13 protein-coding genes are annotated in these 13,352 nt (G+C 66.5%); 8 read left to right on the top strand and 5 right to left on the bottom strand.

Annotated elements, in window-relative coordinates:
- Positions 1-141 precede the first annotated feature (141 nt).
- The 4 genes from B3Z70_RS14390 (at position 142) to B3Z70_RS14375 (ending at position 4,659) form a co-directional block, all read left to right on the top strand.
- Positions 142-2,646, top strand: coding sequence for a heavy metal translocating P-type ATPase (locus B3Z70_RS14390; RefSeq protein ID WP_292045800.1), 2,505 nt, complete (start codon positions 142-144; stop codon positions 2,644-2,646).
- A gap of 28 nt (positions 2,647-2,674) precedes the next feature.
- The gene (gene copM / locus B3Z70_RS14385; protein ID WP_291839634.1) at positions 2,675-3,115 is read left to right on the top strand and encodes a CopM family metallochaperone; all 441 of its coding nucleotides are present in this window, start codon (positions 2,675-2,677) and stop codon (positions 3,113-3,115) included.
- Between the two features lie 120 nt (positions 3,116-3,235).
- Complete coding sequence (locus B3Z70_RS14380) at positions 3,236-3,535, top strand: hypothetical protein (RefSeq protein ID WP_291839638.1); 300 nt, start codon at positions 3,236-3,238, stop codon at positions 3,533-3,535.
- A gap of 2 nt (positions 3,536-3,537) precedes the next feature.
- On the top strand, positions 3,538-4,659 hold the full coding sequence (locus B3Z70_RS14375) for an acyltransferase family protein (protein WP_292045799.1): 1,122 nt from the start codon (positions 3,538-3,540) through the stop codon (positions 4,657-4,659).
- Positions 4,660-4,784: 125 nt separating this feature from the next.
- Here B3Z70_RS14375 and B3Z70_RS14370 read toward each other — a convergent pair whose 3' ends face one another.
- Together B3Z70_RS14370 and B3Z70_RS14365 are read right to left on the bottom strand one after the other, a co-directional pair.
- Complete coding sequence (locus tag B3Z70_RS14370; protein WP_292045798.1) at positions 4,785-6,149, bottom strand: hypothetical protein; 1,365 nt, start codon at positions 6,147-6,149, stop codon at positions 4,785-4,787.
- A gap of 78 nt (positions 6,150-6,227) precedes the next feature.
- The gene (locus B3Z70_RS14365) at positions 6,228-7,289 is read right to left on the bottom strand and encodes a hypothetical protein (RefSeq protein ID WP_291832732.1); all 1,062 of its coding nucleotides are present in this window, start codon (positions 7,287-7,289) and stop codon (positions 6,228-6,230) included.
- Positions 7,290-7,455: 166 nt separating this feature from the next.
- Here B3Z70_RS14365 and B3Z70_RS14360 point away from each other — a divergent pair, with 166 nt between their 5' ends.
- Together B3Z70_RS14360 and B3Z70_RS14355 are read left to right on the top strand one after the other, a co-directional pair.
- Entirely contained in the window at positions 7,456-7,932 is a 477-nt protein-coding gene (locus B3Z70_RS14360; protein ID WP_292045797.1) for a hypothetical protein, read from the top strand.
- A complete protein-coding gene (locus B3Z70_RS14355) occupies positions 7,925-8,473 on the top strand; it encodes a hypothetical protein (protein ID WP_291832730.1) in 549 nt (182 codons plus the stop codon). The genes B3Z70_RS14360 and B3Z70_RS14355 overlap by 8 nt, the downstream gene beginning before the upstream one ends.
- Before the next feature lie 216 nt (positions 8,474-8,689).
- On the opposite strand, the gene poxB is transcribed toward B3Z70_RS14355, so the two are convergent.
- A complete protein-coding gene (poxB, locus tag B3Z70_RS14350) occupies positions 8,690-10,408 on the bottom strand; it encodes a ubiquinone-dependent pyruvate dehydrogenase (protein ID WP_292045796.1) in 1,719 nt (572 codons plus the stop codon).
- A 42-nt stretch (positions 10,409-10,450) separates the two neighbouring features.
- Here poxB and B3Z70_RS14345 point away from each other — a divergent pair, with 42 nt between their 5' ends.
- Both B3Z70_RS14345 and B3Z70_RS14340 read left to right on the top strand, forming a co-directional pair.
- Positions 10,451-11,596, top strand: coding sequence for a DNA adenine methylase (locus B3Z70_RS14345; protein WP_292045795.1), 1,146 nt, complete (start codon positions 10,451-10,453; stop codon positions 11,594-11,596).
- 61 nt (positions 11,597-11,657) lie between these two features.
- Positions 11,658-12,005: a hypothetical protein gene (locus tag B3Z70_RS14340; RefSeq protein ID WP_292045794.1), complete on the top strand. Its 348-nt coding sequence runs from the start codon at positions 11,658-11,660 to the stop codon at positions 12,003-12,005.
- Positions 12,006-12,014: 9 nt separating this feature from the next.
- Here the strand turns inward: B3Z70_RS14340 and B3Z70_RS14335 are convergent, their stop codons facing one another.
- Together B3Z70_RS14335 and B3Z70_RS14330 are read right to left on the bottom strand one after the other, a co-directional pair.
- On the bottom strand, positions 12,015-12,656 hold the full coding sequence (locus tag B3Z70_RS14335) for a ribonuclease HII (protein WP_292020031.1): 642 nt from the start codon (positions 12,654-12,656) through the stop codon (positions 12,015-12,017).
- The gene (locus B3Z70_RS14330) at positions 12,649-13,248 is read right to left on the bottom strand and encodes a DNA-3-methyladenine glycosylase I (protein ID WP_292020033.1); all 600 of its coding nucleotides are present in this window, start codon (positions 13,246-13,248) and stop codon (positions 12,649-12,651) included. The genes B3Z70_RS14335 and B3Z70_RS14330 overlap by 8 nt, the downstream gene beginning before the upstream one ends.
- Between the last annotated feature and the right edge of the window lie 104 nt (positions 13,249-13,352).

The raw sequence follows: 13,352 nt of genomic DNA, 5'->3' as shown, positions 1-13,352 counted from the left end.
TGACGCTCCTTTCGGCTGGCTTGGCAGCCGCAGCCTTCGCCGCCGGGGCGGCGGCGCGCCTCGCCTGGACGGGGCCGGAACCGCGTCGCCCGGCCGAAGCCCCGCAACGCCCATCGCCTTCCGCTCCTGTGGAGTTCGACCATGCCTAAGACCGTCAAACTGGATCTGCCCGTTCTCCTTCCGGGGGCGCCCGACGCCTCCGACGCCTGTGTGGGAAGACTGATCAGTCTGTTGCGCATCACCGACGGGGTCGAAAAGGCGCATGTCGAGGAAACGGACGCCGGACCGAAACTGTGTATCCACTACGATCCGGAGCGGCTTTCTCTTGCCCAGGTTCGCCGGGCCGCCACACAGGCCGGGGGATCGATCAGTGATCGCTACGATCACCTGGCCGGCTGGGTCGGGGGGGTGCGCCACGCCCGGCATGCGAGGACACTGGAGGCGGCGCTGGCCGCAGAGCCCGGCGTGCTGCAGGCGGCGCTCGACGCTTCAGGAGCTATCCGGGTCGAGTTCGACCGGCAGAAACTGGAGCGCACAGACCTCGAGGCGCGGCTTCGGGGCCATGGTCTGCAACTCTCGGCGAAGCCCCAAGCCACGGTCTCCGTGGACAGCGGCCACGGTCAGGACGGCAAAGCCGGCGAGGCGGCGCATGAAGGGCACGATCACGCGGCCGGGGAGGGGCACGACCATGCCCATGGTGGTTTGCTGGGGCCGAACATCGAGCTGTACTTCGCTCTCGCCAGCGGCGGCGCTCTCGCCGTCGGCTATCTGATCGAACGGTTCGCGCCCGGTGTTCCCGGGTGGGCTCCACTGGTCCTCTTCCTTGCGGCTTATCTGTTCGGCGGCTTCTTCACCATTCGCGAGGCGGTGGAGAACCTGAAGCGACGCCGCTTCGAGATCGACACCCTCATGCTGGTCGCGGCGGCGGGTGCGGCCGCCCTGGGCGCATGGGCCGAGGGGGCCTTGCTGCTCTTCCTGTTCAGCCTGGGTCACGCTTTGGAGCATTACGCGCTCGGGCGGGCGAAGCGGGCGATCGAGGCGCTGGCCGCCCTGGCGCCTCGCACCGCGCATGTGCGTCGCGGCGAAGAGGTCGTGGAGCTTCCGGTCGAGGACCTGGAGATCGGCGATGTCGTCGTGGTGCGCCCGAACGAGCGCCTGCCGGCCGACGGCTTCGTGGTCGTGGGGACGACCAGCATCAATCAGGCCCCGGTCACCGGCGAGAGCATGCCGGTGGACAAGCAGCCGGTGACGAACGCGGAAGAGGCGAGGGCGCGTCCAGCGGGCGTCATCGCCGCCTCGGTCGTGTTCGCGGGGACCATAAATGGCGCCGGCGCCATCGAGATCGAGACGACCAAACGATCGAGCGACACCACCCTTGCCAAGGTGGTGCGGATGGTCAGCGAAGCGGAGACGCAGAAGTCGCCGACGCAGAGGTTCACCGACCGGTTCGAGAGGATCTTCGTCCCTCTCGTGCTGGCCCTGGCCTTCGTCCTGCTGTTCGCCTGGGTCGTCGTCGACGAGCCTTTCCGCGACAGCTTCTACCGGGCCATGGCCGTGCTCGTGGCGGCCAGCCCCTGTGCCCTGGCCATCGCAACGCCCAGCGCGGTTCTGTCGGGTGTCGCCCGGGCGGCCCGCGCCGGCGTGCTGATCAAGGGTGGCGCGCCGTTGGAAAATCTGGGCGCGCTCGACGCCATCGCCTTCGACAAGACCGGCACCCTGACCGAGGGGCGACCCCGGATCACCGACGTTGTTCCGCTCGGACGGACCTCGCAAACCGATCTCCTGACGGTCGCCGTCGCCGTCGAGCGGCTCAGTGACCATCCCCTCGCGGAGGCGATCGTCCGCGACGGGAGCCAGCGCCTCGTCGCGGCTCCTGTGCAGACCGCGACGGATCTCCGCAGCCTGACGGGAAAGGGCGTCACCGCGACCCTGAACGGCGAGACGATCTGGATCGGCAAGCCGGAGATGTTCGGGGCGGATGGCGTCGCGCCGCTGGGTCCCGACGCCGAGATCGCCGTCGCGGCCCTGCGCAACCAGGGCCGCACCCTCATGGTGGTTCGCCAGGGCTCACACGACCTGGGTTTGATCGGCCTGCTCGATACGCCGCGTCCGCAGGCGCGCGAAACGCTCACGGCTCTGAGGGCCCTCGGCATCCGTCGGATGATCATGATCTCGGGCGACCACCAGAAGGCCGCCCAGGCCGTCGCCGGTCAGGTCGGTTTGACCGAGGCGTGGGGTGATCTCCTGCCGGAAGACAAGGTCGAGGCGATCAAGAAGCTCCGGGCCGAAGCCCGGGTCGCGATGGTGGGCGATGGCGTCAACGACGCCCCGGCCATGGCCACGGCGACCGTCGGCGTCGCCATGGGGGCGGCGGGGTCAGACGTCGCGCTGGAAACGGCGGACGTGGCCCTGATGGCGGACGATCTGTCCAAGCTGCCCTTCACGGTCGGGCTCAGTCGGCAGACCCGCCGGATCATTCGTCAGAACCTCTTCGTCAGCCTCGGCGTCGTCGCCTTCCTCATCCCGGCCACCATCCTCGGTCTCGGGATCGGGCCGGCCGTCGCCCTGCACGAAGGCTCGACGCTCCTCGTCGTCTTCAACGCCCTGCGGCTGCTGGCCTGGCGCGATCCGCGCGCAGAGCCGTGACCCTCAAATCCCAGAAAAGGAGACTACCATGAAACGGTCCGGATGGGTTGGCGCGATCGCGTTGTTTCTTCTCATATCGGCCTTCGGCTTCGGGATGCTGTCCCGCCAGAACGCGACCCGACCTCCGGCGGTCACGCCCGTCGATGCTCGTCCGATCGACGCCCACGCGGGCCATGCCGACGCCGCGGCGTACAGTCCGGCCACCCGGTCGTTCAAGGAGGCCAACGAGCGCATGCACCTCGCCATGGAGATCGACTACAGCGGCGACGCCGATGTCGACTTCATGCGCGGGATGATCGCCCACCATGAGGGAGCGGTCGCTATGGCCCGGATCGCCCTGGAGCACGGAAAGGACGCCGAGGTTCGCGGGCTCGCCGAAGAAGTGATCCGCACCCAGGAAGCAGAGATCGTCCGCATGCGTGTGTGGCTCGCCAACCGCGCCGGACGTCCCGTCGAGCCGGCGGCCTAGATCATGGGCGGAAAGCGCTCCCCGATCCGCAGCCATGCCCCCCGATGGCGGCCAGGCCGGTATCGCCCTCGGGGTCGGACAAAGCGTCGGGTTCGGCCGTTCGATCCCGTTCCGGATACCTTGATCGCCCTCGCCGGCAGCCTCGTCGCAGGCCTGGTCGTCTGTGTCATCGCCGTGCCGCTAGCATCGCTCTACCGCATACCGATGTATCTCCCCTACGGGGCGCTGATGCTTTTGTTGACCTTCATGACCTACCGTGTCGCCGGAAGAGACAAGGCGGGACGGGTTATGGCGGGGGTGATGGGGGTGGTCTGCGTTCTTGGGGTGGCTGCGCTCTTTCTCGGCCGCGACCAGATTGTCCTCGGGTCCCGTCACCACCACGATACCCCCGGCCCGGTCGCCGCAACGCGCGCGGACTGACGTTGGTCGAGGTCGCAGAACCCCGCAGGCCGGCCCGGATCGCGCGCGGCGGCTGGCTCGACGTTCTCCGGTTCGTCGCCGGCGCCCTGATCATCCTGTATCACTTTCGCGAGGCGGCTCCGACGCCTCTGGGCGAACTCCACCCGGTGTTTGACCGGGGGTTCCTGCTGACCAACTTCTTCATCATCGATTCCGGGTACATTCTGGCCCGGATCTATGGCGACGGCTTCGCCGCCCGCTCGCTCAACATCCCGGACTATATCCGCCAGCGCGTCCTCAGGGTCGTCCCGTCTCATCTCGTCGTGATCGGCGTACTTGCCGCCATGGTCGCCGTCGCCGCCGCGGTCGGCATTCGCCCGAGCAATCCCCAGTGGTTCGACTGGGCGCAGCTCCCGGCGCAGGCGGCTCTGCTTCAGGCCTACGGCGTTCCGGGGGGGCAGGGCTGGAACGCGCCGACCTGGACGCTCTCGGCCCTGCTTGGATGTTATCTCCTGCTGCCGTGGATATGCCGACTGATCTGGCGTCGGCGGCCTTGGCTGATCGTGGCGGGCGCCGTTGGGCTTCTGATCCTCGCGGACTGGGCCAGCCGCGCCTGGCTCGGCGATCCGATCTACCGCCTGCCGTTCCGCCACGGCTTCCTGCGGGCCCTACCTCTGTTCCTGCTGGGTGTTGCGGCAGCGCTGTTCGGGGCGCGCGTCTATGTCTCACCCACGCTCGCCGCGATCACGGGAATAATCGCCTTCGTCGCCCTGGTTTGCGCGCAGGCGGTTGGGACCACGGCCTTGCTCTCGCTTCTGCTGCTTACGGTGATGATCTGGGCTGCGGGCGCGGCGCCTGTCGCGAAGCCCTCACGCTTGATCGAGCATCTCGGCCTGATGTCGTTCGCGATCTTCCTGACCAATGAGGTGGTCCGGATCCTCTGGTTCGGGGTCTTCGATGCGATCGGACAGGAAGGCTGGTCTTCAGACGTTCGCTGGGCGATCTGGACTGCGGGCCTGGCGAGCGCCTTCATCGGAGCTGTAATCTTCCGGTACGCCTTCGACCGTCCTGTCCAGGAACGCTTCAACCCTCCACGAAGACCGGCAGCCGCTCCCGGCGTCAGCATTGAGCGGCCCATCGCATAGACTTGCTATGTCCCGGATGTAGAGCTGAGCGGAGAGGACACGGAAGTCCGGATCCGAACGTATGCTCCCCTAAAGTGCCGGGCCGCCTGCAGCAGCACCGCCCTACGAGCAGGGATGGGCGGCGCCTACTCTTCGTCCTCAATCACCGCAAGGGGAGGCCGCTGCCATCCATCTGCGGCGAATACCGCGAGAACGTCGCGAAACTGGTCCACGTGGCGGACTTCGTGCAGTCCCTGAACGAACCGGTTCCGCGCGTCAATCGAAGGCTGACGCCCGGCGTTTCGCAGCAGACTGAGCAGGAAACCACCTGTCGCGGCTGCGGCGTAGTTCTGCCCGTTGCCGACAACGGCATCGAGCACCTGGTCCAGCTCGGCCTGCGCCAGGGAGCCCGTGTAGGGCGCGATGAAGGCGCTGAAGTTGGCTTCCGAACCCCTGAAGCTGCCCGAGCCCGCATAGCGCGCGAGCGCGTTCGGCCATAGGTCCGCGAGCGGAGTGGCAGCGATCGTGCGCGCAAGTGTGTCGCGGTCCAGTCGCGGTATCGCTGCGAGGAGGGGCGCCCGGAACCGCTCGAACGTGATCCCCATCATGATCCGGACATCGGCGACATTGGCGGGGTCGAGGTTGTTGACGGTCTCCTGCAGGGCGGTCTGCGTGGCCTCCTGGATCAGCGGCCAGAAGTTCGGGAAGGCGGCGATGAAGGCGATCGCCCGAGGCCGATCGACAGGCGCCAGATTGTCGAGGAGCTGAACAATAGAAGGCGTGAGTTCGGGCCACGCTGCAGGGGTTCGCTCCCTGACCGCCACGAGCGCCGAGGCGATTTTGCCGCGCACTCCGTCTAGGTGAGGGGGAATACCCTTGAGCAAGGACTTGGCGAGAACGGTGCCAAAGTTGCGGATGTTCTGGGACCGGACGCGAACGAGATAGCGCTGCTCGACGTAGTCGAGGATCCTGGCGTGATCGTTCGGAAATCCGGGCGACTGAACGTCGACATCGAAGACTTCGAAGATGGCTCGGCCCTGAAGGGGTTCCTGGGCAAGCACGAGATCGACAGCGTTCACCAGATGCATCCGCACCAGTTCCGGTGTGGGCTCGAACAGCAGGGCTTCGGCCGAGAAGGCGGGATGGGCGCACAGGTGGCGGTCCTCACGCAGTCTCTCCAATTGTCGCCGGGCGATTTGGCTGATCGCCTGGGTGTTGTCCGCCGCGTCCTCGATGATCCTGCCCTCCAACTGGAGCAGCTGGCGGATGTCGTTGATCGCGGTCGCATTGTCCCAGGATTGAAGGAAGGTCGTCGCCGCCGCGTCGCCCATCGCGCTCAGTTCCCGGTACTTGGCGATCAGATCATAGGCGAGCGCGACCCAGGCCGCCGTCAGGGAGGCGCGAAGGGCGCCGGCCTTGTAGGCCTTCACGGCATCGAGGAAGTAGATGCGGGACTGGGCGTTGCGCACCTTGGTCAGTAGGATGTCGAGATCTACGAAGCTGGCGTCCACGGGGGCCTACCGAAGAGAGAAATGAGGACTGAGATGAGGTCGGGGAGCTAATGGGGCGAGGCCCTGATCCTGACCGAGCTACTCGTACGGAAGCTCGCCGAAGAGACCGATCATCAGATCGCCCTTCAGCTCACGGAAGGGAATCTCGACGAAGTGGTCGGGGTGTCTGGGCTTGGCCGGTCCATCCCCTGGACCGTTTTTGGTGTGGCCGCGAACCTGTTCGCCGCCTTCCTTGACGTAGGGAAGGACAACGAGCCGCCCATGATTGGTCGAGAGTATGGTGCCCTCGCGCCATAGGGTCGAACCATCCTCACCCTTGTCGCTTGTCGTCGCCTTGACCGTCCAGCCGAGCTGCCCGTCCGGCTCGCACCAGAACACGATCCCATTGCTGACCAGCACGCGCTCGCCACGGGCCAGAGCCTCAGCGAGCAGGCGTTGAACGCTGGCGAGCTGAAGAAGCTGATTGGCCCGCGGCAGCAGTTCGGCGCGGATCTTGGCCTTCACCTGACCCCAGTGCTGATCCTGGTGAAACTTGAATCCGTTGGCGATCCGGGCGCGCAACGCCTTTTCAGCCGACTTCTCTCCGGCGGGATAGGGCTTGCTCCAGACGTCGTCGGCATTGCGATACAGAACGACCTGCCGTCCGCGGCCATCAAGAAGAGCCATCCAAAGATAGGGGTAGGTTTGGAGCTCTTGCGCAAGAGCCTCCCGATATGGCTCGGCCTCAGTGTGCAGCTTGAGTTGACCGATGGGGATCCGGGGCGTGTCCGCGTGGCGTCGGACCGCCTCAGAAAGCATAAGGGCTTCCTCATCTGCCAGACGTTGCCGCGACTGAAGCGCCTTGCGGACCTTCAAGGTGAGAGAGGTCTTCTCTGTTGCGTCCATCTGCCTCGCAGCGAGCGCCGCCGCCAGTGAGGGATTCAGAGCCTCGGCTGCGGATACTGCGGCCTCCCGATCCGGATGGACGTCCATTCTGACCCATCCCTCCTCGGACGGGATTCGTCGGTCTCGCCAGCGAACACCGCCATCCTCGGTCTCGACCAGCTCCACCATGAACCAGCGCTCATGCAACGGGCGATAGCTCGGCCATATCGCGAGGATAGGATCATGATCCTGCCGGCTGTCTCCCCACTTGATCATGCATACCTCCCGACTCGGACCTGATCTGATCGACAGGCGCGCATTGACGCAATGCCTGATTGAAGCTTGGCTGTGCGCAACGAAACTTGAGATGGCGCCGCGTGGCGCTGGCATGGGGCGAGGGGACTTCCCAAGTTAACATCCCCAATCGATGGAGCGTGAGATTATGGTGAAGGTTGTCGGGTTTCCTGCCCCCGTAGATATCTCCAGCCTGAAGCCCGGATCAGCGTTCCAGGTCGGTGATACAGCTCCGCCGCTCTACGGCGTCACAGTGAAGGCGTTTGATCTGGTGACGGCCATCCTTCTCGGTCAAGTGAAGGGCCAGGCAGCCTTGCCGGGCTATCTGCAGAATCAGCACCTCCCCGGTGAGTGCTACGCTGTCGATGCCGAGCTCGTGGTAGGCAGAACCGCGAAGACGGAGCGACGCGAAGCGGTGACGCATGGCGCGCTCGTCTTCGATGGCGAGAACAAGCCGTTCCTCGTCATTGAGCAAGCCGATCCCTTCCCACGCCTGTACTTGTCGATGGAGACAGGCGAAGCAAAGACGGACGGGCCAGCGGGCATGTTGCGAATCTATGGGAACTGGTTGCTTAGGCTGGAGGGCGAAGGGAAGACGCTGACCGAGCTCACGCTCAATGGCTAAGAAGGTCTACACGTCCTCGGAGGATCTGCTGGAAGGCCTCAAGCAGGATGTCCTCTACCTCCTGCTCACGATCTTGGCGCACCGCGAAAAGCAGCGCCTGCCGAACCTGGGAAAGATGTCACGAGAAGACCTCGTGCTTGAGCTCGCCCTGCTGGAAAGCGGGACGAGGGATATCATCGCGCGACTTACAGCGCTGGACGACGACGGTTCCGGGGCACGGTCTTTCCCAAATGCTCTCGCTGCCATGAATCGCGAGGGACTAGCGGCCAGGAAGGCTGAAGATCTGAAGGCCCAAGTCAAGGCGTACCGGGCGGCGATCAACGATCTCAAGGTCAACCATCGCAACAGCTACATCAGCCATGTGCAGGAGTTCGCCGAAGTTCTCCCGCGCGTCCTAGATAAGCCCGTGCGTTTCGCGGCGGCAGCGAGCCACGCCGTCAATGTTCTCGACGCCTTGATAGGGCGACAGGTGGATTATCGCTTCCGGGTCGGCTCTCAGGAACCTGAGCTTGATTTGCGTGCGCGTCTCTCCGCTCGGTAGCCGAAACATGAAGTCCTGCGTCCTGACATAAAGTGCGATGCCGAGCCTTCCTGCGGAGGCTGCGGCCTTACACAAATGCTTACACAGTCGACTGGGTTGTGGTAGATTCTTGTTAAGTATCAGATGGTTGATGCTGGCGTGTGTGACTTAAAATCTGCCGGACGCAAGTCCTTGCCGGTTCGAGCCCGGCCGCCCGCACCAGCCGCCGCCCGATGGTCACAGATTGGTGCGCGCCAGCTCCAGAACCTCGTCGCCGCGGCCGTTCATGATGGCCTTGAGCATGAACAGGCTGAAGCCCTTGGCCTGTTCCTTCTTGATCTTGGGGGGGATGACCAGCTCCTGGCCGGCGGTGACGACGTCCACCAGGGCGGGGCCGGGATGGGCCAGGGCCTGGGCCACCGCATCCTCGACCTGATCCGAGGCCTCGACGCGGAAGGCGGTGACGCCCATGGCGCGGGCCATGGCGGCGAAGTCGGGGTTCTTCAGGTCGGTGCCGACATCCAGGAAGCCGGCCGCCTTCATCTCCATGGCCACGAAGCCCAGAGAGCCGTTGTTGTAGACCACCACCTTCAGCGGCAGACCCAGCTGCGACAGGCTGATGAAGTCGCCCATCATCATGGTGAAGCCGCCGTCGCCGGACAGGGAGATCACCTGGCGGCCGGGCGCGGCGGCCTGGGCGCCGATGCCCTGCAGCATCGCATTGGCCATGGAGCCGTGGTTGAACGATCCCAACAGGCGCCGGCGCCCGTTCATGGTCAGATAGCGGGCGGCCCAGACGGTCGGGGTGCCGACGTCGGCGGTGAAGACGGCGTCCTGGGCGGCCAGCCGGTCGATCACGGCGGTCAGATACTGCGGATGGATGGGCCGGTCGGCCGGGGCGGGCCGGGCCAGCTCGTCCAGACCCTTTCGCGCCTCGGCATAGTGTTTGCGGGCGGCCTGGAGGAAGCGTGACGAGCGATCCGTCCTCAGGTGCGGGATCAGGGCGGGGATGGTCTCGGCCACGTCGCCGACGATCCCTTGCGCCAGATGGGCGCGCTTGCCCAGCGCGGACGGATCGCGGTCGATCTGGATGATCCTGGCGTCCGAGGGATAGAAGTTGCGATAGGGAAAGTCGGTCCCCAGCATGACCAGGGCGTCGCAGTTCATCAGGGCGTGATAGCCGGACGAGAAGCCGATCAGGCCGGTCATGCCCACGTCATAGGGATTGTCCCATTCGACGTGCTCCTTGCCGCGCAGGGCGTGGACGACCGGGGCCTGAAGCGCCTCGGCCAAGGCCAGAACCTGGTCGTGGGCGCCCGCGCAGCCGCTGCCGGCCAGGATGGCTGCCTTGTCGGCGCCGTTCAGCAGCTGGGCCGCCTGGGTCACGTCGTTGAGCGCGGGGCTGATGCGCGGCCGGGCGGGGGCGGACCAGTCGGGCGAGGCGCCGTCGGGCGCGCGGGCCAGGGCGACGTCGCCGGGCAGGACGATCACCGCCACCCCGCCCTTGCCGACCGCCGTGTTCAGGGCGCGGGCCAGGACGCCGGGGATCTGGGCCGGGTTGGACACCAGTTCGCAGAAGTCGCTGCATTCGCGGAAGAGCTCCTGCGGATGGGTCTCCTGGAAATAGCCCAGGCCGATCTCGGACGAGGGGATGTGGGCGGCGATGGCCAGGACCGGAACCCGGTTGCGATGACAGTCGAACAGGCCGTTGATCAGATGCAGGTTGCCCGGCCCGCAGCTGCCGGCGCAGACGGCCAGCTGGCCCGTGACGGCGGCCTCGGCGCCGGCGGCGAAGGCGGCCGTCTCCTCGTGGCGGACGTGCATCCATTCGATCTGGTCGAAGCGGCGCAGGCTGTCGTTCAGGCCGTTCAGGCTGTCGCCCGTGACGCCCCAGATGCGCTTTACCCCGGCCGAGGCCAGGGTCTTGGCCAGAAGGTCCGCGACGGTCATCGCCATGGTCGGCTCCCGATAGGTCTGTTGATAATCGAGGGGCGCGCCATGCGTCCCGTTCAGCTTAACAATGCGCGGGACGGCGTTCGGCTGCCTGCGGCCTGTCGCCCCGCGCCGAACCGGCTATGGTGGGGTCATGACCAGGGCTGCGGCATGATCAAATACATCGGCTCCAAACGCGCCCTGCTGGGCCATGTGACGGGGGCCATCGTCGGCGTCCTGCCGGACGGCGGGCGGGTGTGCGACCTGTTCTCCGGCACGGCGCGGGTCGGCCATGCGCTGAAGAAGCAGGGGTTCCAGGTCTGGTCGAACGACGTCAACGCCTATGCCCATGCCCTGGCCGCGACCTATGTCCAGGCGGATCGGGAGCGGTGGATCGAGCGGGCCGAGGCGGTGCTGGCGGAGCTGAGAACCGTCACGCCCCAGGCGGGCTGGTTCACCCAGGCCTTCTGCCGCGACGCCCGCTACTTCCATCCCGACAACGGCGCGCGCATCGACGCGGTGCGCGATCGGATCGAGGCGATGGGGCTGGAGCCCGAGCTGAAGGCCATCGCCCTGGTCAGCCTGATGGAGGCGGCGGATCGGGTCGATTCCACCGCCGGCGTGCAGATGGCCTATATGAAGCAGTGGGCGCCGCGTGCGCTGAAGCCGCTGGCGCTGAGGACGCCCGATCTGGTCCCGGCGGCGGCGGGCGGCCCGTGCCGGGCGACGCAAGGGGACGCGGTCGAGATCGCCGATCAGGTGGAGGCGGATCTGGTCTATCTGGACCCGCCCTATAACCAGCATTCCTACCTGGCCAACTACCACTGCTGGGAGAGTCTGGTGCTGTGGGATCGACCCGAGACCTATGGGGTGGCCAACAAGCGGGTGGACGTGAAGACGCGCAAGAGCCCCTTCAACAGCCGCCCCGGCATCGGCCCGGCCCTGCGGTCGGTGATCGAGCGGGTCAGGGCGCCGAACCTGATCGTCAGCTTCAACGACGAGGGCTATCTGAGCCGGGCCGAACTGGTCGAGATGCTGTCCGCGCGCGGCCATGTGCAGGTGATCGAGGTGGCGCATCCCCGCTATGTCGGCGCCCGCATCGGCATCCATAACCCCAAGGGCGAGAAGGTCGGACAGGTCGGACGGCTGCGGAACGTGGAGCAGCTGTTCGTCGTCACGGATCGGCCCGTGGCCCTGCCGGTCGCCGCCTAATCGCCTGAAAAACAACACCCGCGAGGCTGGAACGCGAATCGCGGCGTGCCGTTGGGGAAGCATGGAACCCCGCGCCGACACCGCTCGCCTTCGCTCCCTGACCGACCCCGACACCCTCGGGGCCGATGGTCGGGTCGCGCCCGCCGAGGCCCGGTCGTGGGCGCCCCGCCCGGATGCGCCGCGCGTCGCCAAAGCGGACTGGGGCTGGGGCGCGCCGCCGGTCGAGACGCGGCCGACCTTCACCCACAACGCCGCCCGCTACAGCCGCCCGGCCGAGGCCGTCGCTCCGGTCGAACGTGTGGACCTGGAGCCCGAGCTGTCGCCGCCGCCGCGCTGGATGATGATGGTGGCGGGCGCGGCGGTGGCGGCCCTGCTGGGCGCGCTGCTGGGCGGCTTCATGCACATCTGAGGCAGGGCGTCAGACCTCTTCCAGCAAGGCGCGGATCGGGGACCAGCTGCGCCGATGGGCGGGGCAAGGTCCCAATGTTTTCAAGGCGTTCTGGTGGATCGGCGCATTATAGCCCTTATGGCTGGCGAAGCCGTATCCGGGGTATTGGGCGTCCAGTTCGATCATAAGGCGGTCGCGCGCCGTCTTGGCCAGGATAGAGGCCGCCGCGATGGACAGGGACAGGCCGTCGCCGCCGACCACGGTCTGGATCTCGCACGGCAGCTTGAAGCGATAGTTGCCGTCGACCAGGGCCGCGACCGGCTGGACCTGCAGCGCCTCGATGGCGCGGCACATGGCCAGGCCCGTGGCGTGCAGGATGTTCAGGTCCTCGATCTCCTCCACCGAGGCGAAGCCGACGCCCCAGGCGACGGCGCGGGCCTTGATCTCGGGCTCCAGGGCGGCGCGGCGCTTTTCGGTCAGGGCCTTGGAATCGTCGATGCCGGGGGGCAGGTCGTCGGGGTTCAGGATCACCGCCGCCGCCGACACCGGACCCGCCCACGGACCGCGCCCGGCCTCGTCCACGCCGCAGACATGGCCGTTGACGCGCTGGATCAACACCGTCTCCAGCGCCAGCGTGGGGAAGGCCTTGGGGTTTGCGGGGGCTTTAGCCATGGCCCGCCATCGCACGAACCTGGGCGTGACGGAAGCAGGTCGTCTGGTGATCGTTGACCATGCCCACCGCCTGCATGAAGGCATAGACGATCACCGGGCCGCAGAAGTTGAAGCCGCGCTTCTTCAGGGCCTTGGCCATGGCTTCGGACTGGTCGGTCTTGACCGGGGCCTGGCGATAATCGGCCCAGTCGGTCTGGATCGGTTCGCCGCCGACGAAGGACCAGAGCCAGGCGGAGAAGTCTTCGCCGTTGTCGCGCATCTGAAGCCAGATCTGGGCGCCCCGGATGGCGGCGACGATCTTGGCGCGCGAGCGGATGATGCGGGGATCGTTCAGCAGGCGCTGGATATCGTCCTCGCCATAGCGGGCGACGATCTGGGGGTCGAAGCCGTCGAAGGCGTCGCGAATGCCCTCGCGCTTTCTCAGAATGGTGATCCAGGCGAGGCCCGCCTGGAAGCCGTCTAGGATCAGCTTCTCCCACAGGGCGCGCGGGTCGTATTCGGGCACGCCCCACTCGGTGTCGTGATAGGCGATGTAGAGCGGGTCTGTGGTCCCGCACCAGCCGCAGCGGCCGTCTGCACGTGAATCGGTCATGGCGTCATGTTGCCAGTCTGTTCCGGTGGAAAAAAGGGCGGGGTTGGAGACGCGGCGGCGAAAAAGACCGTCTGAATAGTCTCGATCGTCTGAAATCGGGGCGG

The organism is Brevundimonas sp. UBA6550 (assembly GCF_002434505.1).
In the GTDB taxonomy this organism is placed as follows: Bacteria; Pseudomonadota; Alphaproteobacteria; order Caulobacterales; family Caulobacteraceae; genus Brevundimonas.
Note: the sequence above shows the minus strand (reverse complement) of the source record. Positions and strands in the feature narration are given on the sequence as shown.

Coding starts and splice junctions, on each gene's coding strand:
- B3Z70_RS14390 (WP_292045800.1), top strand. CDS start 142: ATGCCTAAGACCGTCAAACTGGATCTGCCCGTTCTCCTTCCGGGGGCG.
- copM (WP_291839634.1), top strand. CDS start 2,675: ATGAAACGGTCCGGATGGGTTGGCGCGATCGCGTTGTTTCTTCTCATA.
- B3Z70_RS14365 (WP_291832732.1), bottom strand. CDS start 7,289: ATGATCAAGTGGGGAGACAGCCGGCAGGATCATGATCCTATCCTCGCG.
- B3Z70_RS14360 (WP_292045797.1), top strand. CDS start 7,456: ATGGTGAAGGTTGTCGGGTTTCCTGCCCCCGTAGATATCTCCAGCCTG.
- B3Z70_RS14355 (WP_291832730.1), top strand. CDS start 7,925: ATGGCTAAGAAGGTCTACACGTCCTCGGAGGATCTGCTGGAAGGCCTC.
- poxB (WP_292045796.1), bottom strand. CDS start 10,408: ATGGCGATGACCGTCGCGGACCTTCTGGCCAAGACCCTGGCCTCGGCC.
- B3Z70_RS14345 (WP_292045795.1), top strand. CDS start 10,451: ATGCGTCCCGTTCAGCTTAACAATGCGCGGGACGGCGTTCGGCTGCCT.
- B3Z70_RS14340 (WP_292045794.1), top strand. CDS start 11,658: ATGGAACCCCGCGCCGACACCGCTCGCCTTCGCTCCCTGACCGACCCC.
- B3Z70_RS14335 (WP_292020031.1), bottom strand. CDS start 12,656: ATGGCTAAAGCCCCCGCAAACCCCAAGGCCTTCCCCACGCTGGCGCTG.
- B3Z70_RS14330 (WP_292020033.1), bottom strand. CDS start 13,248: ATGACCGATTCACGTGCAGACGGCCGCTGCGGCTGGTGCGGGACCACA.